The organism is Brevibacterium aurantiacum (assembly GCF_007558825.1).
GTDB lineage: Bacteria > Actinomycetota > Actinomycetes > Actinomycetales > Brevibacteriaceae > Brevibacterium > Brevibacterium aurantiacum_A.
Map to the genome: position 1 here is coordinate 206,585 of NZ_VLTK01000002.1, position 22,408 is coordinate 228,992.

Genomic DNA, 22,408 nt, shown 5'->3' on the forward strand with positions numbered 1-22,408 from the left:
GGTCCGTCATGTCAGTTCGACGGAGAGCGGGTCTCCGCGCTGAGGAACCATGCCTGCTGCTCCAGCTGTGAGATGAACTCATGGAAGATGTCTGCCGTGGTCGGGTCGGCCTCATCGACTTCGTCGTGGACCTTGCGCATGGTCGCGACCGTGGCTTCGACGGCGCGCACGCTGAGGTCGATGGCGTCATGAGTCGTGATCTCTCCGGCCGGGAATTCCGGCAGCGACGACTGCTCAGCAACAACGCTGGGGCGACCGTCGGCGGTGGCATGCAGGGCTCTCATCCGCTCGGCAATGCTGTCCGACCCGGTGCGGGCGATGTCCACAACCTCATCGAGGTTGAGGTGCAGGTCGCGGAAGTTAGGGCCCACGATATTCCAATGAGCCTGCTTGGCGACCAGCTGCAGGGCAATGAAGTCGACGAGGACGGACTGCATATTCTTGGCCAGAGCGGGGGAGGCGGTGAAGCCATGTTCCGCGTTCTCGGCCTTGGTGGTTTTCGTTCCGGCTGGCTGGGGTACCTTGACTGATTGAGCCATGATTCGTTCCTCCTAGAACAGTGCAACGACGTGCCGTATCCGGGCACCTGGTGCCGACGATAGCCCTCATTCTTGGGTATGAGGTTAACGTTGCCCAGAATTGGGAGCAGTTAGACTGCACGGTTATGGGATCTACTCCACGCAACCTTCGTCAGGGAATACAACGTCTGCGCACCATCGCCCCCTGGGCTGCCGCCGGTGTCGCGTGCGCAGTCCCCCTCACCGTGGGTGCATCGATGGCCATCGACCTGGTCCAGAAACGCGGCCGAAAACAGCGTAACGCACCACGACCAGGCACCTTCCACGCCGACGTCGAAGACTCGCGGCTGAGCATCTACACCGACGGATCGACGCTCTACGATGACATGCTCGATGAGATCGGGTCCGCGACGGAGTCGATCCAGATGGAGACCTTCATCTGGAAGAACGACGAGGTGGGCCAGAAGTTCATCGACGCTTTCAACGCAGCAGCCAAGCGCGGCGTCGACATCCACCTGATCTACGACGGCTTCGCCAATTTGACCATTCCCCGGTCCTTCTACGACCAGCTCGACGAGTCGATCAAGGTTCTGCGGCTGCCGGTGGCCAGGAAGCTCTGGAAGGGGCCGGTGCGTCAATCCGGTTTCAACCACTCCAAGATCCTCGTCATCGACAATGACGTCGCCTTCGTCGGCGGCTTCAACATCGGTTCGCTCTACGCCCGTCACTGGAGGGACACCCACCTCAAGGCTGCCGGACCAGGTACCTGGGGGTTGCGCCAGTCCATCGCGCAGATGTGGAACGAATTCCATGACTCCGATGAGCAGATCGAATGGGTCGCACCGACCGCATGGGAGTCGAAGCTTCGGGTCTCAGCCAACCTGCCGATCCAGCTCGTCTACCCGATCCGCTCGATGTACATCAACGCCTTCGAGCGCGCGCAGGACCGGATCTGGTTGACGACACCGTACTTCATCCCCGATCAGCAGCTGCTCAAGGCACTGATCGACGCGGCCGCCCGTGGAGTCGATGTGCGGGTCATGGTGCCCCGGGAATCAAACCACATCCTCGGCGACTATCTCTCACGAGGATTCTTCGAAGAGATGTTGCGCTCCGAGGTCACAGTTCTGCTCTACGACGCGGCCATGATCCACTCGAAGATCGCCACGGTCGACGGGAAATGGTCGACGATCGGCACCGCGAACATCGACCGTCTCTCACTGTCGTTCAACTATGAGACCAATGTCGAAGTCATTGATCCCGACTTTGCCGCCGAGGTGGAGAAGACCTTCCTCAGCGACGCCGAGCACAGCAGAGTGTTGGGCCGCGACTGGCTGGACCGGCACCCGCTGGCCCAGGTCGTCGAGTTCGCGTTGCGGCCCATGCGGCCTTTCCTGTGAGGGGCTGACCGTCGCGCAGAGCTCCTAGCCGAGGTCTCTGCCGAGTTGGGTCATGACTCTCTGTGTCTCCGAAGTCAGGAGTTCGAGGGCGAAGCGAATCGTGGGTCGGCTCTCGGCTCCTGCACGAGTGACCGCGGCGATATGGCGAGTGGGTGCGTGTTCACCGGAAAGAGGGATGCGTCGAACGGGATGGAGATCCTGAGACCGGGAGAGGCGAGAGGCGACGCAGACGCCGAATCCGTCGTGAACGAGGGCAGTGCCGGTGTTCCAGTCGTTGGCGTAATGGCCGATTCGGGGAGTGAAGCCGGCGCTGGCGCAGTTGGCCACGACCAGCTGATGGTAGGTCGTGCCCGGTCGGCCGAGTATCCACGTCTCTTCCTTGGCGTCGGCGATCGAGACCGATGCATGATTGGCCAGGTGATGGTCGAGAGGGACCATGAGATCGAGAGGATCATCGGCGAGGAACTTCTGTGTGAAGCGATCGTCGGCTCCCGTCGGCGTCTCGGTCGTCACGGCTACGATACCCAGGTCGACTTCTCCTGAGAGCAGAAGGTCGTAGCACTCGCTTGGTTCGGCTTCGATGGTCTGCGTGGCGAGGTGTGGGAACTCTGCATTGAGAGCACGCATGGTCTGTGGCAGCAGGATGCTCGCCGCGGTGGAGAACGCGCAGAGAGTGATTGATCCGGTGACGGTCGTAACATAGGCGTCGATGTCCGCCAGAGCCCGCTCCCATTCGGCAGCCATGACGTCGAAGTGCCCGAGCAACGAGTGTGCCGCATGTCAGTCGAATGTTGCGACCGCGCTGCTCAAGGAGAGTGACACCCAGTTCCGTTGCCAACTGCTTGACCTGGTGAGAGACGGTCGAAGGCGAGTAACGCAATGATTCAGCGGCGGCGGTGACCGTGCCGTGCCTGGCGATCATGCTCAACATCATGAGCCGATTGTCAATCATTCGTTTCCTTCGAACGGTATCTTGTTCTTTCTTACGATAGACAACACTACTTCATGCACCGCACCCTGGACTTAGGACGCCATCAGGGCCCGAACGAATGTGCTGATCCCAATGATGCACACCCGCTCAGGGTCCGTTTTCGATCGTGGCGTTCCAATGACACCCGAGGGCAGCTCTGGACTCTGCTGCTCGAAAGGCACCACGTTCAGAAGGAGGTTCCTGATTGCCCGAATACGCTCGCATCAGAGGGTCGAGGCGACAGTTGTGGATCGGTGCCGCTGTGCTTTTCGCATTGTCTGCCGCAGCTAACCTCGCCAGCCCGCTGTATCCTCACTTCAAACTGGCCTACGCCATGACGGATTGGACGATGACCGCGCTGTATGCGACCTACGTCGTCAGCTGCCTGCCCGCCCTGCTCCTGTTCGGTTCAGCCGCCGATGCCTTCGGTCGCAGACCGGTGCTGCTCGCAGCAATCGGAAGTGTCAGCGTCGGCACCGCCCTGTTCACCATCGATACGATCGGGGTGAGCGGACTCTTCGCCGGACGTGTACTTACCGGTGTCGGTTTGGGACTGGGAACGGGCGCCGGCATTGCACTCATGGTCGAAGCTTCACCTGCCCGCCGCGCATGGCTGGGGTCGACCGCAGCCACCATGTCTTTCGTGCTCGGTACAGGAGCGGGACCTATCATCGCCGGCGTCGTATCTGAGATGACCGCCGGGTCCGCGTCAGGAGCCACGTTGTTGGTGGCACCTTTCTCGGTGATGCTTGCTCTCCTCATCGTCACCGGTCTGCTCGTGACCACCCTGCGTTTCCACAGCCCCATGACCCGGCAGCGCTGGCAGCCGACCTGGCCGTCGGTGCCGGGACCGATGCGCTCGAGCTTCTACATAGCCGCGGTCACCGGGCTTCTCGGTTGGGCTGCGCTCGGGCTCTTCCTCGCTCTGCTGCCTTCGATGACCGAGGCGACCCTGCCCGAGCCGAGCACGCTGACGTCGGGACTCATCGTGGGCACCGTGCTCGTCATCTCCGCTGCCAGTCAGCTCCTGGCTCCGAAACTCCAGCCACGGGCCGCGCAGACCATCGGCCTGACGCTCTTGGGGCTCGGAGCTGCCTTACTGCTCAGTTCCAACCTGCCGAGTCTGGGAGCCACCACGGCACTTGTCCTCATGACAACCGCTGCCGTCGCCACAGGTACCGGGCACGGTTTGAGCTATTGGGGAGCAAACCGGGAGATCGACATGCTCGCCCCTTCGCGTCAACGCGCTGGAATCACTGCGGCTCTCTATCTCGCGTTCTACACGGGAGCGGGCTTGCCTGCGATCGTCGTCGGTGCGATCGCCATCGGCACCTCACTCATCGACGCGATTATGATCTTCACCCTGGTGCTGCTCCTGGCCGTCATAGTCTTCATTCCGGTGCCAAGCCTCGCACTGACGACAGTGCGCAGGTCCCGTGCTGCGGCGGCGGCAGCACTGGAGGCCGATAGTCATGCCGGTCGCATCCCCGGGGTGGCGGTCCTGCAGGGTGAACCCGCAGCTCATCTCACTGAGGAGCCGTCAGCACCCTTCTCATTTGAGGAGGACTACCATTCGAACGGAGGAGTTTCAGCCACCGATCCAAGGACCCCACTATGACGTTGACGCCAGCACTGACGACCCAGCTGAAAGCTTGGCGACGAGACTTTCACAAGTACGCGGAACCGGGATGGACGGAGTTCCGGACCACCTCGGCGATCATCGCTGTGTTGCGTGACTTGGGATGGGACACGGTGTACGGTCCCGAACTCCACGACGCCGATTCTCGGCTGGGGGTGCCCGACGCCGAGGTGCTCGCGGGTGAACGCGATCGCGCGGTGTCGCAGGGCGCGGACCCGGAGCTCGTCGAGGCGATGGGTGACGGATTCACCGGTGTCCTCGGCATGTTGGAGACCGGACGGCCCGGGCCGGTCGTGTGCTTCCGCTTCGACATCGACTCCAACGATCTGGTGGAACTGGCCGATGAGACCCATCGGCCCTTCGCCGAAGGATTCGCCTCGGCCAACGAGGGTGCCATGCACGGGTGCGGTCATGACGGCCATGCCGCCATCGGACTGGGGTTGGCCACGAGATTGTCCCAGCTTAAGGACGAGCTGTCCGGGAGGGTGAAGATCATCTTCCAACCCGCCGAGGAGGGGGTGCGTGGCGCTCATTCGATCGTGGCCGCGGGATGGTTCGACGATGTCGATCTGTTCGTCGCCACCCACCTGAAGTCCGATGATGAGAAGGGCAATGTGCTCACCGGGTCCGATGGGTACCTGGCGAGCACGAAGCTCGATGTCACCTTCACCGGCGTCGGTTCACACGCCGGGGGAGACCCCGAGAAAGGCAGGAACGCGCTTCTCGCAGCCGCCTCGGCGACCTTGAATCTGCATGCGATACCCCGGCACTCGGCAGGGGCCAGTCGCATCAACGTCGGCACCTTCCATGCTGGTGAGGGCCGCAATGTCGTGCCCAGGGCAGCGACGCTCAGGGTCGAGACGCGCGGCCAGTCGAGCAAGATCAACGAATTCATGTTCGAGCGGGCGCAGGACGTCATTGCTGGTGCCGCGAGGATGTACGACGTCGACGTCGAGTCGACTGTCGTCGGCAAGGCGGACCAGGAATCACCGAGTCCGGAACTGCTGCCCTATATCCGGACCTGTTTCGAGGGTGTCGATGGAGTCGCCGAGATCAGCGACACCGGCGGACTGGGCGGATCCGAGGACGCAACGGCGATGATGAAGCGAGTCAAGGAACGCGGCGGCCTGGCGACCTACGTCCAGATCGGCATGGACACCTCCTGGGGCCACCACACCGAACGCTTCGACGTCGACGAGGACATGCTCGCCGTCGGCGTGGAGGCCGAGGCGAAGATTGCGCTTGGGGCGGGGGAGTTCTTGACAGGGCTGGGGCGCTAGTCGACTGGCGGTGATGGCCGCGGTGTCTCTGCTCCCACTTCGGCGAGTGCACGGGTCTTCGTCTCGAAGCAGGCGGAGTCAAAGACGGAAACAGCGTCCGATAAACTCATGTGAATGTCGAGAATTACGTGCCCTGACCTGAGTTCGAAGGTCGTCACCGCAGAGGCAGCGGCTGTTCACATCGGTCACGGCGACCGCGTCGCCATGAGTGGATTCACCGGTTCGGGATACCCGAAGTCGGTGCCGGGTGCCATTGCAGCGCAGGCTCGCACTGAGCACGATGCCGGTCGTGACTTCGGCATCGAGCTGTGGACCGGCGCCTCGACCGCACCCGAACTTGACGGAGTCCTCGCCGAGGCGGGAGCCGTGAGCAAACGACTGCCCTTCCAGTCCGACCCGGCAATGCGGAAGTCGATCAACGCCGGCGACACGGAATACGTCGACACACACCTCAGCCACTCTGCCCAGCAGGCCTGGTTCGGCTTCTATGGAAACCTCGACGTCGCCGTCGTCGAAGTCGCTGCGGTCCTACCCAACGGTCTGCTGATTCCCGGCAGCTCCGTGGGCAATTCGAAGACATGGCTCGACCTGGCCGACAAGGTCATCCTCGAGGTCAACTCCTGGCACCCGCGCGCCTACGAAGGCTTCCACGACGTCTACTACGGCACCCGCCGCCCGCCCGAGCGCCTGCCCATCCAGCTCCTCGAGCCCATGCAGCGCATCGGCGACCCATACCTGCGCGTGGACCCGTCCAAGGTCGTTGCCGTCGTTGAGACGAACGCACCCGATCGGAACCTGCCGTTCAAGCCCGCCGACGAAGATTCGAAGGCCATTGCCTCCCACCTCGTGGACTTCCTGCGCCACGAGATCAAGGCCGACAGGCTGCCGGAGGACCTGCTGCCGCTGCAGTCGGGCGTCGGCAACGTCGCAAACGCCGTCATGGGCAACCTGGCCGACAGCGAATTCGAGGGCCTGAGCGCCTACACCGAGGTTATCCAAGACGGGATGCTCGACCTCATCGACAACGGCAAGCTCGCCTCTGTCTCGGCCACAGCCTTCTCGCTCTCAGCCGAGCGCGCCGCTGACTTCAACGAGAACATCGAGTCCTATAAGGGACGCATCCTCCTGCGCACGCAAGAGATGTCGAATCATCCGGAAGCCATCCGCCGCCTCGGCGTCATTGCGATCAACGGGATGGTCGAAGCCGACATCTACGGCAACGTGAACTCCACCCACGTGATGGGTTCGTCCATCATCAACGGCATCGGCGGGTCCGGCGACTTCGCTCGCAATGCCTACCTCAACTTCTTCGTGTCGAACTCCTTGGCAAAAGACGGAGCGATCTCCTCGATCGTGCCCTTCGCCAGCCACATCGACCACACGGAACACGACACCCAGATCCTCGTCACCGAGCAGGGGCTGGCCGATCTGCGCGGACTCTCCCCGGTGGCGCGAGCACGCACGATCATCGCCAACTGCGCGCACCCGAGCTACCGGGACCGCCTCGGCGACTATCTGGATCGGGCGATCGCAGAGAACCCGAACGGACGCCACACTCCACACCTGCTGGGTGAGGCCCTGTCCTGGCACGGAAACTTCCAGACCAACGGGAGCATGTGAAGCCCGCCAGTGCGGTCTCCTGAATCAACCAGTGCGGTTTCCTGATTCAAGGAGCCGGCCTATGCGTCGATCCCGCTTCACCTATTCGACGATCCCGCACCACTCGGCGATGAAGAGCGCCATGGATTTCGTGCACTTGCGCACAGACTCGATGCTCACACGCTCGTCGAATCCGTGGATGTTCTCTGAGACGGGACCATAGACCAGGGTCGGCATCTGTCCGTAGTTGACGAAGACTCGACCGTCGAGATAGCCGGGAGTGGTGAAGCTGGTGAGCTCGGCGTCGAAGGTCTCACGGTGGGTGCGTTCGAGGAGCTCTTCGGCATCACTGCCGGGCTCGAGGACGTAGCCGTCGGCGTAGAAGCCGTTCGGAGTCAGGACCGTTTCAAAGGTCGGGCGAGCTGAGTCGCCGCCGTCCGCTGATCGTCCGGCTCCGGCATCGGACACGCATTTCTCGACTTCGGCCCAGGCCTCATCGGCGTTGGTTCCGGGGTAGGTGGCAACGCGGACCTGGAGTTCGCACCAGGCCGGCACGCTCGAGGGCCAGTCGCCGCCGCGGATCTCACCGAAGTTGAAGTTGATCGGGTGATCGAGGTCCTCGAAATACGGATGCTCACCCTTCCTGTCATTCCATGTCTGTTCGAGCACGCGCAGAGCCTGCATCACGTCGAATGCGGCATCGATGGCGTTGAAGCCATTGGCCATCTCGCGTGGATGTGTGGGGTTGCCGCTGACTCGTACGGTGAACCACAGAACCCCCACATTGGCTCTGACCAGGGCATCTTCCTCTGGCTCGGAGATGATGACCGCGTCTGCGGTGTATCCGCGCAGCAGTGCCGCCAAAGAGCCGTTTCCGGTGCATTCCTCTTCGACGACGGACTGGAGGTGGACGCGGCCGGTGAGGTCGAAACCGGCCTGACGGATGGCGTCGAATGCGAACAGATTGGCGATCAGCCCTGCCTTCATGTCACCGGCACCGCGGCCGTACATCCACCCGTCGACCACTTCGGCGTCCCAGGGTGAGCGCGACCATCTGTCGTCTGGACCCTGTGGCACGACATCGATGTGGCCGTTGAGGATCAGGGACTTCCCGCTGTCCTGGGCAGGCTGGTACGTGCCGACGATATTGGTCATCCCCGTGTAGTCGACGGTGGAGGGGCCGAAGCCGGGGTGGGCCTCCAGCTCGGGGGAGTCGATGATCCATCGGTCGATGTCGAGGCCGAGGTTCTGCAGTCGGGACTCGATGAGATCCTGTGCGGGCTCCTCATGCTCACGTCTGGATGGCGAATTCACCAGCTCGGCGGTCGCCGCCAACTGTTGGTCGAATCGGGCGTCGACCGCCGCGAGGATCCGTTGTTTTGCGTCGTTGGTGATCATTGGCTCTCCTTCGAGTGCAGCTCGTTGAGGTGTGGGGTGTCGTCGAGGTGTGCGGTGCTGATTCGAGACTAGGGGACCGCAGATAAAGGGTCATTGGATGAATGTCTCGGCTTTGAGCACCGCGGTGTGCATTTGAACCTCTGTGCCGGTCAGCGTCGGTCAGTACTGCTGCGTGTCCTGCGTCAGGATCAGCGCGATCGCCGCATCACGGGGAATGGTCACGTCCAAACCGGTGATGTCGTGGAAGGACTGCAGACGTTTGAACACGGTGTTCCTGTGGACATAGAGCGAGTCCGCCGCCTCCTGAACCGAACCGTTTTCCAAGTAGGCGGCGATGGTTGTGGCCAGACGTTTCAACCTCTCATTGGGCTTTTCGCCCACCGAGCTGACAAAGTCACCGAGCAGTTCATGCTCGAAGCCGCTGATGAGGGTCTCCATCGCGGTGCGGGCGATGGCGGCGAATCCTTCCTTCAAATTGACTGCAGGGCGACCAGGATGAAGCTCGCCGAGGTGTTTGGCCAGTGCCGCTGCCCGTGACACCTGGCTCAATCCGTCGACTTTCGAGATGTATCCGCCTGCGAGCTCGGGCAGTTCGTCGACCAAGCTGATCAGCGTGCGCCGATGACGGAACACATAGGTCATCTGTTCGTCTTCGTACGAATGTGCCTCGAGGGTCGAGAAGCTCTGCTCCAGACCATCGGTGATGACGTTGGTGGGAATTGCCATGAGTTCGAATTCACCGTCGTCTCTCATGCCGAGAACCGTGGCGATGGCACTGACGTCGTCATCGTCGGCGTGACCGGAGAACAGTTTTGTCAGGGCGCGTTCGCGGGCGGTTCTGCGTGAACGCGCCATTTCCCCCGTCTCGTTGAGAAAGGACCGCTGCACTTCTGTCGCATAACGTTCGACAACATCGAGAACGCGTTCCCCGTAGTCCATGAGCACACCGGTGAGATCTGGCTGCGCGGCCCGATGAAGTGCTCGCCACAGCACCCGAAAGTTGATGCGCACAGCCTCAGTGAACTGATCGACTCGCAGGCCCTGTCTGGCACGTCGTCGTCCCAGAGCATCTGGAAGGGACGATTCGTCGGCCATATGTTCAGCGGTGTACAGCCGCCGGAGGAAGAGGTCGAAGACCTGCTCAGCGGTTCCGGTGAGATCGGAGACGGGAACGCGACCGTGGGCGTAGCCCTCAAGCTGAGCAAGTTCGGCGATGAAGTCGTTGAGAAGCTGCGGGGTGTCCTGTCGCACTCGCTCGAGGAGTTCGTGCCAAAGCGGATCGTTCATACTGCATTGTTGCACTGAGGAACTCAACCCTGGTGAGCTGAGGGGCCTGGACGAGACGAACGGACGCCGGGCCAGGGCTTTCACACGGTCATCAACCTTGACAGGTCAGCACTCACCTCGTGAGAACCGTCGGCACCGCTGCGACTACCCAGGCCAATCCGGGACCGATGAGGCACATGAGGCCGGCGTAGCCGATCATCTGCTTGTAGTAGCGATCACGGATCGTAGTGTGCACATTGGCCAACAGCATCGCACCATTGGTCGAGAACGGACTGATGTCGACGATGGTTGCCGCGATCGCCAGCGCGGCGACGAAGCCACCCACATGCACGTCACCTGATTCGAGGAACGGCACGGCCAGGGCGATGACGACGCCGATGATCGCCAACGATGACGCCAGTGCAGAGATGAGGCCCGACATGTAGAAGAGCAGCAGAGCAGCCAGCAGCGGGATGCCGATGGCCGAGATCCCGGCCGACACCCATCCGACGGTGCCCGCGGCCTGGAGCACGGCGATGTAGGTGAGGACTCCGGTGATGAGAATGACGACCGACCATGACACCTTGGTCATCGCGGCCTTACCCGCTGCCGGGTTGATGAAGGTGAGAACGACGGCGATTGTGATCGTCACGATCCCGACGTCCCAGCTGAAGATCAGCACGGACAGAGCCATCGCGATGAGTCCGATCAAGGTCGGCACCTGGCTCCGAGTCAATCTGATGGTGCTGGGACGCTCGGTCTCGGCGGATAGGGCATCGTCCGCCTCGGCGCGCAATCCGGGTCGCCGGTGAAGGACGAAGTAGACAACGAGAGCGAAGACTAAGTTGAAGATCAGCGGTGCCAAGAACAATGACAACGGTGTCGGAGTCAGGCCGTTCTTGGCCAGGTAGTCGTTGATGAAGATGCCGTAGACGCTGATGGGGGAGAAGGCCCCAGCCAGTGCACCGTGGACGACGAGGAGGCCGACCATGAACTGGTTGATCCGATGTTTGCGTGCGAACGACAATGCCAGCGGCGCGATGATGGCCACGGCGAAGAGAGCACCCAAGGAGATGAGGATCGCGGTGAGGGCGAAGAAGATCCACGGCATGAGCGCTGTCCGACCGCCGACGAGCTTGACACACCAGTTGACGATGACTTCGATGACGCCGTTGTTCTGGGCGAAGCCGAACAGATAGGTCAGCCCCACAAGGGTGAGGAACAGGTCGACGGGGAAGCCGGCGAGGAACTCCTCTGGGGCCTGGTGGAGGACGAGTCCGCCGACTCCTGCCGCTGCGACGAAGCCCAGCAGGCCCATGTTGATGTCACGCCATGTGCCGATGACGAACATCAGGCCGAGGACGATCACGCAGATCAGTTCCGCACTCATGGAAGCAGTGTCTCCTTCATCTTCACTATGACGATCATCGACGCACGGTTGCGGCGGGAGCTGCGGATGCAGCCGCACGTCACACGCTCTTCAACCTAAGCGAAATCTCAATTGCTGACAGCGCTATCTCGCAATGCAGGCAGCAGCTTGGATGTGGAGTGCGCCGCTCTGGGTGGTCGGTGGTGCAGTCCGCAGTGGACAAGCAACTCCAAAATCTCTCCACTGCGTACAGTGTGCTGGGTCACCAAATCACTAGAGTTTCACTCGGCCCATCAGCTCTGCTTGCGACCGGCCGCGAGAACTGCGACAAAGAAAGTTGACGATCGTCATGCCCAACGATGTGAATGAACCCAGCCACGCCGAGGTGCTTCGCGCCGCCGACGCCATCGTCGCCGCCTATACGGCGACTGATGCGAAGGCTTACTTCGCAGCCTTTGCCCCCGACGCCACATTCATCTTCCACCCCGAGAACAGCCGCTTGGATTCACGTGCGGAGTACGAGGAAGCTTGGAACTTGTGGATAGCCGACGGATGGTCAGTCGCCGACTGCGTCTCCTCTGCCAGGCTTGTGCAGACTTTCCCGGGCGGAGCGATCTTCTCTCACACCGTCGATACGACGGTGATGACGAGGGAAGGCGAGGAATCGTATCGGGAACGTGAGAGCATCATCTTCCGCCACCTCGGCGACGGTAGACTCCTGGCGATCCACGAACACCTGTCGACTGTCCCCGACGCTGTGCCTGCGGATGCCTCCGCTGATGCAGAGCCGAACGTCGCCGAGGTGATCGCCCAGTGAACTGGTACCGCAGCCTCGAATCGCGCTTGGAATCTGGAAGCGACGACTCGGGAGTCATCCGCGGGCACTTGGGCACCAGACGAATGTTCTTGATCTGGTTGGCCGCCAACCTCGTCGTGACAACCATGCTCACCGGCACACTCTTCGTCCCGGGCATCGACTACGTCACCGCCGTCATCGTCATCATCGCAGGCACGATCATCGGCACAATCGTGCTCACTCTGATCGGGAACATCGGCACTCGCACCGGCCTGGCCACCATGGCGATCACCAGGGGAGCATTCGGACCCAAGGGCAGCTATCTGCCTGTCGCAGCCAACGTCGTCATCCTCATGGGCTGGAGTTGGGTCCAAGCCATGCTCGCGGGCATCAGCGTCAACTTCGTCGTCGCGCAGACAACCGGATTCTCCAACCCGATCCTCTTCTCCGTGCTGCGCCAGGCCCTGGTCGTCGGGCTTGCCATCCTCGGGCATGAGGGCATTGAGAAGGCCGAACCTTGGTTCGCGCTGCTCATTCTGTTGGTCATGGCCTACGTCTTCGTCATCGCCTTCAACGGGCACTCGCCGAGCGAATACGCTGCGATCCAGGCCGATCCCAGTCTGGAATTCACCTCTGTGCTCGCTCTCGACATCGTCATCTCGACTGCGATCTCGTGGACTGTGCTCTCTGGTGACCTCAACCGCCTGGCCAAGAGTCAGAAGTCGGGGATCATCGGCTCAGGCCTCGGCTATATCGCCTCCACGGTGCTTGCTATGGTCCTCGGTCTCACCGCCTACAGCTACATCCTCCTCGACGGTGCAGACGCGGCTCCCTTCGACCCGACCGTGCTGGCCGCGGAATTCGGGTGGGCGTTGGCGATCGTCATCTTCCTGTCCGTGATGGCGACGAACACGATGGTGGTCTATGGGATGGTCAACTCGGTCGTCGGCGCGCAGAGGCGGACACAGCTGAAGTTCCTGCCGGTGGCATTGGTGCTCGGAATCGTCTCGATTCTCGGATCGACCTGGTTGGCCCTGCTCGACCAGTACACCGACTTCCTCACGATGATCGGGGCCTTCTTCGTTCCCGTGTTCGCGATCCTCATCGTCGACTACTACATCATCAAGCGCCGGACCTATACGAGGGACATCGTGAGTGACGCCGGAGGTATCTACTCCTACACGCGCGGCGTCAATTGGGCAGCAGTCGCCGTGTGGATAGTCGGCGCCTTTGTGTCCTACCTGCTCACCTATGCCTTCCCGAGTCCGATGGGCGCAACGATCCCGTCGTTTGTGGCGTCATTCCTTCTGTATCTGGGGCTCTCATGGCGTTCACGACAGCAGTTCGCCGAGGTTGCCAGTGGTCATCTGTCCAAGTCCAGTGAGTGAATGGGTTGGGCCGTCAGTGCCGCACGACCGTTTTCATGTCAGCGCCGTCTGCGAGCATCAACCAACAAAACGATCCGGACGGCTCCAAAGCATCGGGCAAATTTCGGAAGTGGTCATAGATTACATCTGTACAATTAGCATTCGAATAGTTTAGAATATGAATATCAGTTAGATTCGTCAGTGCTCTACTCACTCTTCCCGACATAGATGTACGAGGCAGGTGATACACGATGAAAAGCACATCCGAAACGCATGACCGGCAATGCAGCGAACGAAGCAAAAAGCCCGACTCTGCTGGCAAAGACGCCGGCGCGAGTGCAGATGAAAGTGCGTCGCCACGTTACAGCGTTCGCTATGAATCGAGCGTCACCAATCTTGGCCGTGCATCGGCTGAATACGACCGGGCGCAGCTGAAGGTGTTCGAACTCAGTGCGGGAGCCATCCTTGAGCAGGTCATCCAGCACAACGGAGCCGACGTTCCCGAAGGGGACGACCCGTACACCTTCGCCACGATTGCCGGCTCAGTCGATCGATACCCAGAAGCTTCGGAAGAGGAACGAGTCAGAGAAGCCAACCTACGAATGACCGTCAGCGATTTGGCTTGGAACTCGGGACCACCGGAAGAATTCTATCTCGACGAGCCCTGCACCGAGCTCGTACTCGTTGTCGACACTCCGACGACCGTGATGGCCTACGATGCCGAATTCGCGCAGAGCGTTCGAACGCCCACGGTTGACCCCGAGCCAGAAGCTCCTGAACCTCCGGACTTCCCTGGTTTCGAGCCCGACACCGACTTCTCGCGGTGGATCCACGACAATGTGTTCACCGAGGACCTCGTTGAGATTTCGGCAATCTTCGGAACCTCGACTCCGCGCACCTACCGCCGCCTGACTGCGGCGATGACCGTGATACACGGTCTCCCACGATTCGCCGACCGAGTCCGAGGCGGCGAGTTCACGCAGGCTCATGTTGATGCCGCTGCCGACCTATGCCAAACGGTTGCCATGCGATTCCTGCCCCGACTGGACGAACATCTCTCTGCCAGGAGAGCAGACGTGACGAGCGAGTACTTCCGAACCGCACTGCGGAAGAAGATCCAACTCCTCGAACGTGCAGAAGACCGGGCAGAAACAGCCGCCCGTCGACGTAGAGTCGATGTCGACACATTCAAGGATGGAACGGCATGCATGACTCTGACAGGGCCGGCGGCTGAGGTGCATGCCAGCTTTCAGCGCATCCAGGCCATGGCGCGTGCGATTCATGCGGGACAGGCCAACACGTTCAACCTGGCGCCTGGAGTTGAGGTGATCGACGAGCGCACCATCAGCAATCTCATGTTTGACATTGCGACCCGGCCACAGCCGAAGCTGAGCATCAGGGTCAGACGAATCGACCCGGTGACGGGAATCCAAGGCACCACAGAATCCTCGCTTCTTGATGACAGGGGAAACCCACTGTTTGATTTCGACGACCAAGGAGTCAGTGGGCTGATCGATTGTGCGAAAGATGCCGCAGGGTCGACTCCGAAAGGCACCGCCTTCTGCCAGGCTCCGCCGCCGCAAGAAGAGATCACAGAATATGACGTAACGGTCGGCATGCCCACTGATCAGTGGTGGATAGCCAACCAAGCCGCCGTCGTGGTCACGGTCCCTTACCTGACGTTGACCGGCGAATCAGAGCTTCCGGGAACTCTCGCTGACGGTTCGCCGGTGCCAGCAGAGACAGCCCGACGCATCGGTGCCCGTTCGAAAACACTGACGAGAATACTGACGGATCCGGCGACAGGCACCCCCATCGACGCGAAGGCCACCACCTACAGAATTCCGAACGATGTTCGGAGAACGCTCATCGCAAAATGGGCGATCTGCACAGTACCGGGGTGCAGTCGAAGGGCGGAGAAGTCGGAGATCGACCACGTCATTCCATTCGACCATGACCATCCTGACCAGGGCGGACTCACTCGCTTCAGCAACCTGCATTGTTTGTGTAAAAAGCACCACGCGGTGAAGACTGCTCGAAACTACTCAGTGCGGATGCCGGAATCTGGCCTGGTCGAATACGAATTCTCCCATGGCGTGACAACCACGGTCGCGGCTCCCGACCAGCCTGTCGACGCAGCTCAAGCCATCGAGTTCTACGCACTGACTGGTATCCGTCCCAGACAGTGGCGATTTCCGAAAGATAAGGTTCCTCCACCGCCGTACGTCCTTGAACTCATGCCCGGAGAGACGGCGATTCGAGAACGCGACGAAGCGAGGCAACGCGAACAAGTAATCGCCGACCATCAGCGACACCTGCAGGAGAGCTATGACCTGGCGAAAGCCACGCGCCGACAATTGATGATCGATCGGATGTCGGACTGGCAGAACGCGGTATTCCAGCGCTGCCTGCCGCCGGGGACGGACCCGGTGACGATGAAACGTCTGCCGAGAGGTCGCCGCAGGAACCAGCCCTACCGCAGAGCGAAGAAGACAGCCGATCACCGTGCTTCCAAGGTCGAGTACGTGCGCATCAAGAAGGCCTGGCAAGAGGCACGCGTGCAATGGGAACACGATCTCGCGAAAGACCCGCCGCCGTTCTGAGCAGGCCGCCATTTCGAGCAGACTGGATACGTCCGGACAGGATAAGTTCACACCGGTTCAGGCAGGACTGGGGCAGTCCACCTGGCTCGATTCCCACCTGGTTCAGATTCCCATCTGGTTCAATTCACGAGGTATTATCCGTGTTGGTTTTGAGACCTGAAAACGACGAGCCCGTTCAGATGATGCCGGAACCCGCGGTCAAACCGGACCGCTCGACAAGGACAGCGATACGGACCCGGTTGCTGGCATCGAGTTTGACGTTCACCCGGTTGAGATGAGTCTTCACGGTGGCCTCGCTGGAGTAAGTCGCCTCGGCGATCTCACGATTCGACAGCCCTCGTGCGACGAGGACAGCGATCTCACGTTCCTTCGCTGTCAGGGTGGAGATGAGTGTGGCGGCATCGCGTTTGGTCCGATGATCCTGTTTGGCCGTGATGGTTCTGATGATCCGCAGCGTCGCCTGCGGTGCCAGAATCGACTCACCGGCATGGACCTTCCTGATGGCCTCGGCAAGCTCCGCAGGACCGATGTCCTTGAGGAGGAAGCCACTGGCACCGGCTTCGAGAGCCCCGAAGAGATAATCATCGGAATCGAAGCTGGTGAGAGCAATGACCTTGGGCGGTCGCACGCTGTTGGTCAACCGCCGTGTTGCTTCGATGCCACCGATTCCCGGCATCCGCACATCCATGAGCACGATGTCGGGAAAATGAAGTGAAGCTTGCTCCAGTGCACCTTCGCCATTGAGGGCAGTTCCGACCGTGTCAATGTCCTCAGCGACCTGAAGTATGGCCCTGAGACCAGTCAGCACCATCGAGTCATCGTCGACGAGGAGGACGCGGATACTGGGAGAAGTCTGAGGCATGAAAACAGACTACAGGAGGCCTAGGACACGACAGTGGCGAAGCCGCGTGGGCACAGCATCGGCAGGGAAACGGTGCCACAGAAAAGCGCCTTGGCACCGGTGACGAGCGTCAGCCCCGAGTTTGGTCAGCCCCGAGTTCGGTCAGCGCTGAGAATGGTCAGCGCTGAGAAGGGTCAACGGGGAACCTGGAAAACGCCGAGCCTGTTCAGCGTTGGGGCCGGCGTTCGAAAGGCGGGAAGGATACATCGACGACGAACAAGCCCTCACGCGGTCCGATGCTGACCGTGCCCGAGAGCAGGTGCGTTCTTTCGCGGATTCCCTCGAGCCCGGCTCCCGAACCACTCGTCGATAAGTCCGATTCCGGATATTCGTTCGTCCTGGTCGTCGGCAGCGCGTTCGCTACGACGATGCGCGCTCCCTGGTTGGCCGAAACGCTCAGGCTCAGATCCACAGGTGCGCCGGGGGAGTGCTTCAATGCGTTCGTCAGGGACTCCTGCACGATGCGATAAACCGCCCGGTCAAGCACCGTGGGCGCACTCTCAAGGTCCTGCATGATGATTGACGGACGAATCTGCGTGCCCGTCGCCTGAACCGAGGCGATGAGCTGCGGAATGGAGCCCATGGAGGGCAGACTCGGCGGAGTCGACGTCGGCCCCAGCTGGCTCTGTCCACCGAAGGTTCCTTCACGCACGCCGCCGACAAGGTCGCGCAGATCGTCCAACGATGCACGTGCCTCTCGGCGCAGCGCCGAGGCGACAGTCGCCACCTCGGCGTCATCCTGGGTTCCGACTTCAAGCGCACCGGAGTGCAGGGAGATGACGGATAAGCGGTGGGAGAGGGTGTCGTGAAGCTCGCGGGCCAGAAGGTTGCGCTCGGACTGGCGAGCGAGTTCCGTGGACAGCGATTCGCTGCGCTCGGTTTCACGCTGGGCGATCGTCTCGACGGCTTTCATTCTGCGAGTCCGGCGCAGCAGCAGCCCGAACCCGATGCTCACCCCGAGTCCGACGACGCCGGCGATGACCGTCAGCAGATTCATAGCCAACAGAGAGTCCGCAGGTGGGGCAGAAGCTTCGACGTCGGTGATCACCGCAGGATCACCCACGATCATGAGACCGAATGGGTTGAGCGCAGGAGGCAGGAGACAGTGACGGATCACTCCGGCGATGACGAGCACCGACCCGATGACGGCGGTGACGATCATCCGCACTCGGGTTCCGCGAATAACGATGTGGAACAGGCCGATGAGGAGCAGGAGACCATCGCCCCAACTCGCGGCGAGGAGAGCTCCGGCGATGAATGGCACGAGAGGCCAACGACGCCGGACGAAGACGCTGAGCCAAACGAGACTCAGCAGCAAAACCACGACGATTCCCGTATTCGTGAGTTCACCGTTGCTGCCGAAGGCCCACGGGTTAGCCTGCAGCGCCAGCGCCGAAATGACTAAGCCCGTCACATAGGCGATGACGCCCACGAGGATGCTCGCCGCCAACTGGACTCCGTGCCGTAGACGCCGTTTGCGTTCCGAGTGCGAGGCAGCACCCGGGTGTGGCCTCGCGGAGGCAGCAGGCATCGGTGGCTGGGCCGGCCTCGGCGGGACGGAAGAGCCATGATGCGGCGGCGGGAACGGATGAGCTGTCACAACAGGAATCGTAACTGCACACACTGACACCGGACGTCAGCCATCAGGCTGCCGTCGCCTGGCCGATCGATGATCGAGGTTGAGCCGATCGGTTGATGTCCGATCTTCGCCGAGGCGGAATGCTGAAGGAGTATCAACGCGAACCTCACGATTTCAATTGCGCCAGCCACTTAGAACCGCCTTCCAACGGAGCACGGCGCTCATCATCAAAGGAGCATGATGTCCACTCACAACGACCCACACACGCAGCCCGGTGCCCAGCCTCAGCCCGGTGTCGACGCGCAAGGTTCCACCTACCGCGTGCCTGGCCCGCAGATGGCCGGCACGCCTATGGCCGACCCGCAGGCGTCCGGTTTCCCGGGTGCTGGACATCCGAGCACGGGACCCACAGGACCCAGCGGCTACGGCGGACCCGGTGGGTACGATTCAGGTGCGTATGGCCAGGGCGCCTATGGATCCGGTGGTTACGGTCCCGGCGCCTATGGTCCAGGCAACTCAGGGCAGAAACCACCGAAGCGGAAGAAGCCGCTGCTCAAACGCTGGTGGTTCTGGATTGTTCTCATCCTGGTTGTCGTCATCATCGGAAGTGCCATCTCCGGCGGGGGAGACGATTCGGCAGAGAATACCGAATCCTCTGCTGCCGTCGCCGAGGATGAGACGGCGAGCGGTGACAATGCGAAGGAAGAACCTGCGGCGGATAAACCGGCCGAAGAAGACGCTGCTGCCAGCTACGGAATCGGCGATGTGGTGGCTGCCGATGACTGGGAAGTCGCCGTCAACTCGGTCAAGGACGGCGTCTCCTCAGTCGGCGACGAGTACATGGGTGCAGAGGCCCAAGGCCAGTTCGTCACCGTCAACCTGTCCGTCAAGAACACGGCCTCGGCGCCGGACTTCTTCTGGGAGGACAATATCAAGCTCGGCGACGAAGCCGGGAACACCTATTCCGCGGACTCGAAGGCCGGACTCTACGCCGACGCTGACTCCATTCTCTTCGCCGAGGAGATCAACCCGGGCAACACGGCCAAGGGCGTTCTCGTCTTCGATGTCCCCGCCGATGTCTCACCGGACAAGCTCACCTTCGAAGGGGGACTCTTCGCTGAGCCGATAGAGATCTCACTCGGCTGAGAGTCGTGGTCGGACCGGGTCAACCATGATCGGACTGGGCTGAACCACGCCGGATCGGACTGGACCACACCGGATCGGACTGGACGACTGGCAGAAGCCAGAGACCACCTCGGCGGTCTCTGGCTTCTGCTTTCCCATTTACCGGTCAATGGCAGTGTTCTCTGGTTCACGGCCGTGACGGATCCGAACTCTCACGGGACGCCTAGCCGTGTTTGCTACTGTCACACTGACGAAGTGTGCCAGGTGAGTCGACCTTTCGGGTCGACGCCGGGCCGAATAATCGGCGCAGGGCCGCAGAAGGAGAACCGGAATTCGTGCTGTTCAGCAAGCTGTTCGACAGATTCCTGCCACCGGACCGCAGATTCAACCCTGAGGCGCTGGCTTGGGTGGCGGTGATCTTCACTGCCATCGTGATGCTCGCCGTCGAGTCCTCCATCGCGGTGGGAGTCCATGAAGCTCCTGTGGCCCTGGCGTTCATCGTCACTGTGATCCACGCGGGGTCGATGCCGCTGTCGATGCTGCGCCCGCTCTTCGGCGCGATCGTCTCCGTCGTCGCCTGCGGTGCCCTTCCGCTGCTCGGCCCGTACCTCTCGGGTGTTCCCTGGCCATGGATGGTGCCGATGATGATCACCCAGATCCTCATCATCCTCATTGTGGGGCTCCGTGCCCACTGGGGGGTGGCCTTGGCGGCGCTGCTGGCGAGCATCGCAATCTCAGCGGCGGCTGCCGTCTTCGGGCATATTCAGTACCCCGAGAGCAGGTCGGAGTCCTCGATCGTCAACATCGTCATCTTCTCCTGTATCGCAGGTGGCTTCTATGTCGCCGCGGTCATCGTCCAACAGTGGCATCTGATCCGATCGCAGCTGCTGCAGGAACAGGAGAATACCGCCGAGGAGCATTCGAAGCGCGTCGTGGTCGAGGAGAAGACGCGGATTGCCCGTGAACTGCACGACATCGTCGCCCACAGCATGTCGATCATCAACATCCAGGCCTCGAGCGCACCGTTTCGCCACCCCAACATCGACGCAGACGTGGGGAAGGAGTTCGAAGACATCTCCATCTCCGCCCGCAACGCCCTCACCGAGATGCGCGGACTGCTGGGAGTTCTGCGCAATGATGATTCGAACCAGGAGCTTGCACCTCAGCCGAAGTTCTCAGAGGTCGAAGGCCTGGTCAAGAAGGCACAGCAGGCTGGAGTCAACGTCACGATGGAACGCAGCGGGGGACCGCTGGATCGCAGTCTGCGCGACAGCACCGGGCTGGCCGGATACCGCATCGTCCAGGAAGCGCTGAGCAACGCCATTCGCCACGCCACCGAATCCCAGATTCACATCAAGGTCGACAGCGGCGGCACCGCCCTGTGGATCAACGTCGTCAACACTGCTGGGAAGGGCCCGTCAGAGGCGGCGAAGAACGAGGTCCACCGTCATCAGGGCCTCATCGGAATGCGAGAACGTGCGGCCTCGGTCGGAGGGGAACTCCGAACCGGCTGGACCCGCAGCGGAGGTTTCGAAGTCGAGGCCGTGCTGCCGCTGGCCGTGGCCGATTCGCCTCGCCCCGATTCCGGTGAGCGTGATTCGAGCGACCGTGATCGGGGCGAGGCTGACTCGCCCCAGGCTGACGCGCCCGAGGCTGACTCGCCCGAAGGCGGCGGTCGCGAAGTACTCGCGGACTCAGCCCCAGACGCCGTCGCAGATGACACAGACTTCAACGCAGACGACACATCAGATCAATCGCAGGGTGATGAGAGGAGCAACGCGTGATTCGCATCGTGATTGCTGATGATCAGGCAATGGTTCGAGCTGGCTTCGCCGCGCTGTTGGATGCGCACCCCGACATCGACGTGGTGGGTCAGGCGCAGGACGGCGTCGAATGCGTCGGCCTCGTTGCCGAGCTGAAGCCGGACATCGTGCTCATGGATGTGCGCATGCCGGAGCTCGACGGCATCGAAGCCACCCGTGAGATCCTCTCGGCCAGATCGCGGCAGGCGGTCCGGCAGACAACGACCCCGCAGGCGTCGGCGTCGGCATTGAGCACCCAAGACACAAGCGCCATCGACGAAGACGTGACGCGCATCATCATGCTCACGACCTTCGACATCGACGACTATGTCTTCGATGCGATCCGTGCCGGTGCCAGCGGCTTTCTCCTCAAGGACGCCCCACCCAGCGAACTCGCCGAGGCTGTGCGGGTGGTGGCATCGGGTGAGGGGCTGCTGGCCCCGAGCGTCACCCGCAGAGTCATCGAGCACTTCGCCGCAGGACCGCAGACATCGAACGCTGCGGCCCTGCCCGACCTCACCGACCGCGAACGCGAGATCCTAGTGCTGGTGGCGCGTGGTGAGACCAACACGGAGATCGCTGCCTCACTGTTCATCGCAGTGCAGACCGTCAAGACCCATGTTTCGCGAATTCTCTACAAACTCGACGCCCGAGACCGCGCTCAAGCGGTCATCGCCGCCTATGAATCAGGGCTCATCGTGCCTGGCGCCCAGGTCTGATGACACGACCCCCTACCTGGGTAGGGGGTGAAATACGGTGCTCTGGGGTGATGCCAAGGCGACGACCCACCTCGTAC

At 61.6% G+C, this 22,408-nt stretch carries 17 protein-coding genes and 1 pseudogene; 10 read left to right on the forward strand and 8 right to left on the reverse strand.

The window, feature by feature from the left end; translation table 11 throughout:
- Positions 1–11 precede the first annotated feature (11 nt).
- A complete protein-coding gene (locus FO013_RS03410; protein ID WP_143921168.1) occupies positions 12–539 on the reverse strand; it encodes a Dps family protein in 528 nt (175 codons plus the stop codon).
- Between the two features lie 125 nt (positions 540–664).
- On the opposite strand from FO013_RS03410, the gene FO013_RS03415 reads away from it, so the two are divergent.
- Positions 665–1,918, forward strand: a complete 1,254-nt coding sequence (locus FO013_RS03415) for a phospholipase D-like domain-containing protein (protein WP_143921169.1) — start codon at positions 665–667, stop codon at positions 1,916–1,918.
- Positions 1,919–1,942: 24 nt separating this feature from the next.
- Here FO013_RS03415 and FO013_RS03420 read toward each other — a convergent pair whose 3' ends face one another.
- Complete coding sequence (locus FO013_RS03420; protein ID WP_222103571.1) at positions 1,943–2,662, reverse strand: LysR substrate-binding domain-containing protein; 720 nt, start codon at positions 2,660–2,662, stop codon at positions 1,943–1,945.
- A gap of 94 nt (positions 2,663–2,756) precedes the next feature.
- Positions 2,757–2,870: pseudogene (locus FO013_RS23220) on the reverse strand (helix-turn-helix domain-containing protein); the annotation flags it as partial.
- Positions 2,871–3,093: 223 nt separating this feature from the next.
- Here FO013_RS23220 and FO013_RS03425 point away from each other — a divergent pair.
- The 3 genes from FO013_RS03425 to FO013_RS03435 all read left to right on the forward strand — a co-directional run bounded on the left by FO013_RS03425 (position 3,094) and on the right by FO013_RS03435 (position 7,427).
- The gene (locus FO013_RS03425; RefSeq protein WP_143921170.1) at positions 3,094–4,506 is read left to right on the forward strand and encodes an MFS transporter; all 1,413 of its coding nucleotides are present in this window, start codon (positions 3,094–3,096) and stop codon (positions 4,504–4,506) included.
- On the forward strand, positions 4,503–5,807 hold the full coding sequence (locus tag FO013_RS03430; protein ID WP_143921171.1) for an amidohydrolase: 1,305 nt from the start codon (positions 4,503–4,505) through the stop codon (positions 5,805–5,807). The genes FO013_RS03425 and FO013_RS03430 overlap by 4 nt, the downstream gene beginning before the upstream one ends.
- 114 nt (positions 5,808–5,921) lie before the next feature.
- Positions 5,922–7,427, forward strand: coding sequence for an acetyl-CoA hydrolase/transferase family protein (locus FO013_RS03435; RefSeq protein WP_143921172.1), 1,506 nt, complete (start codon positions 5,922–5,924; stop codon positions 7,425–7,427).
- An 81-nt stretch (positions 7,428–7,508) separates the two neighbouring features.
- Here the strand turns inward: FO013_RS03435 and FO013_RS03440 are convergent, their stop codons facing one another.
- The 3 genes from FO013_RS03440 to FO013_RS03450 all read right to left on the reverse strand — a co-directional run bounded on the left by FO013_RS03440 (position 7,509) and on the right by FO013_RS03450 (position 11,460).
- Positions 7,509–8,804 (reverse strand): ArgE/DapE family deacylase, encoded by a 1,296-nt coding sequence (locus FO013_RS03440; protein ID WP_143921173.1) that lies wholly within the window; start codon positions 8,802–8,804, stop codon positions 7,509–7,511.
- 159 nt (positions 8,805–8,963) lie between these two features.
- Positions 8,964–10,091 carry an RsbRD N-terminal domain-containing protein gene (locus tag FO013_RS03445; protein WP_143921174.1) on the reverse strand — a complete coding sequence of 376 codons (1,128 nt, stop codon included), beginning with the start codon at positions 10,089–10,091 and terminating at the stop codon, positions 8,964–8,966.
- A gap of 112 nt (positions 10,092–10,203) precedes the next feature.
- Positions 10,204–11,460 carry an SLC13 family permease gene (locus FO013_RS03450; RefSeq protein ID WP_143921175.1) on the reverse strand — a complete coding sequence of 419 codons (1,257 nt, stop codon included), beginning with the start codon at positions 11,458–11,460 and terminating at the stop codon, positions 10,204–10,206.
- A gap of 328 nt (positions 11,461–11,788) precedes the next feature.
- Here FO013_RS03450 and FO013_RS03455 point away from each other — a divergent pair, with 328 nt between their 5' ends.
- The 3 genes from FO013_RS03455 to FO013_RS03465 all read left to right on the forward strand — a co-directional run bounded on the left by FO013_RS03455 (position 11,789) and on the right by FO013_RS03465 (position 16,205).
- Positions 11,789–12,256 carry a YybH family protein gene (locus FO013_RS03455; RefSeq protein ID WP_143921176.1) on the forward strand — a complete coding sequence of 156 codons (468 nt, stop codon included), beginning with the start codon at positions 11,789–11,791 and terminating at the stop codon, positions 12,254–12,256.
- Positions 12,253–13,623 carry a purine-cytosine permease family protein gene (locus FO013_RS03460; RefSeq protein WP_260847972.1) on the forward strand — a complete coding sequence of 457 codons (1,371 nt, stop codon included), beginning with the start codon at positions 12,253–12,255 and terminating at the stop codon, positions 13,621–13,623. Before FO013_RS03455 ends, FO013_RS03460 begins: the two co-directional genes overlap by 4 nt.
- 230 nt (positions 13,624–13,853) lie before the next feature.
- A complete protein-coding gene (locus FO013_RS03465; RefSeq protein ID WP_143921177.1) occupies positions 13,854–16,205 on the forward strand; it encodes an HNH endonuclease signature motif containing protein in 2,352 nt (783 codons plus the stop codon).
- Between the two features lie 175 nt (positions 16,206–16,380).
- Here the strand turns inward: FO013_RS03465 and FO013_RS03470 are convergent, their stop codons facing one another.
- Complete coding sequence (locus FO013_RS03470) at positions 16,381–17,067, reverse strand: response regulator transcription factor (protein WP_143921178.1); 687 nt, start codon at positions 17,065–17,067, stop codon at positions 16,381–16,383.
- A gap of 205 nt (positions 17,068–17,272) precedes the next feature.
- Complete coding sequence (locus tag FO013_RS03475; protein WP_260847973.1) at positions 17,273–18,556, reverse strand: sensor histidine kinase; 1,284 nt, start codon at positions 18,554–18,556, stop codon at positions 17,273–17,275.
- Positions 18,557–18,922: 366 nt separating this feature from the next.
- Here FO013_RS03475 and FO013_RS03480 point away from each other — a divergent pair, with 366 nt between their 5' ends.
- The 3 genes from FO013_RS03480 to FO013_RS03490 all read left to right on the forward strand — a co-directional run bounded on the left by FO013_RS03480 (position 18,923) and on the right by FO013_RS03490 (position 22,331).
- Complete coding sequence (locus FO013_RS03480) at positions 18,923–19,831, forward strand: DUF4352 domain-containing protein (protein ID WP_260847974.1); 909 nt, start codon at positions 18,923–18,925, stop codon at positions 19,829–19,831.
- Between the two features lie 314 nt (positions 19,832–20,145).
- Complete coding sequence (locus FO013_RS03485) at positions 20,146–21,594, forward strand: histidine kinase (protein WP_143921179.1); 1,449 nt, start codon at positions 20,146–20,148, stop codon at positions 21,592–21,594.
- On the forward strand, positions 21,591–22,331 hold the full coding sequence (locus FO013_RS03490) for a response regulator transcription factor (RefSeq protein ID WP_143921180.1): 741 nt from the start codon (positions 21,591–21,593) through the stop codon (positions 22,329–22,331). Before FO013_RS03485 ends, FO013_RS03490 begins: the two co-directional genes overlap by 4 nt.
- Positions 22,332–22,408: the final 77 nt, after the last annotated feature.

Coding starts and splice junctions, on each gene's coding strand:
- FO013_RS03420 (WP_222103571.1), bottom strand. CDS start 2,662: ATGGCTGCCGAATGGGAGCGGGCTCTGGCGGACATCGACGCCTATGTT.
- FO013_RS03455 (WP_143921176.1), top strand. CDS start 11,789: ATGCCCAACGATGTGAATGAACCCAGCCACGCCGAGGTGCTTCGCGCC.
- FO013_RS03445 (WP_143921174.1), bottom strand. CDS start 10,091: ATGAACGATCCGCTTTGGCACGAACTCCTCGAGCGAGTGCGACAGGAC.
- FO013_RS03410 (WP_143921168.1), bottom strand. CDS start 539: ATGGCTCAATCAGTCAAGGTACCCCAGCCAGCCGGAACGAAAACCACC.
- FO013_RS03415 (WP_143921169.1), top strand. CDS start 665: ATGGGATCTACTCCACGCAACCTTCGTCAGGGAATACAACGTCTGCGC.
- FO013_RS03470 (WP_143921178.1), bottom strand. CDS start 17,067: ATGCCTCAGACTTCTCCCAGTATCCGCGTCCTCCTCGTCGACGATGAC.
- FO013_RS03440 (WP_143921173.1), bottom strand. CDS start 8,804: ATGATCACCAACGACGCAAAACAACGGATCCTCGCGGCGGTCGACGCC.
- FO013_RS03480 (WP_260847974.1), top strand. CDS start 18,923: ATGATGTCCACTCACAACGACCCACACACGCAGCCCGGTGCCCAGCCT.
- FO013_RS03430 (WP_143921171.1), top strand. CDS start 4,503: ATGACGTTGACGCCAGCACTGACGACCCAGCTGAAAGCTTGGCGACGA.
- FO013_RS03465 (WP_143921177.1), top strand. CDS start 13,854: ATGAAAAGCACATCCGAAACGCATGACCGGCAATGCAGCGAACGAAGC.
- FO013_RS03450 (WP_143921175.1), bottom strand. CDS start 11,460: ATGAGTGCGGAACTGATCTGCGTGATCGTCCTCGGCCTGATGTTCGTC.
- FO013_RS03435 (WP_143921172.1), top strand. CDS start 5,922: ATGTCGAGAATTACGTGCCCTGACCTGAGTTCGAAGGTCGTCACCGCA.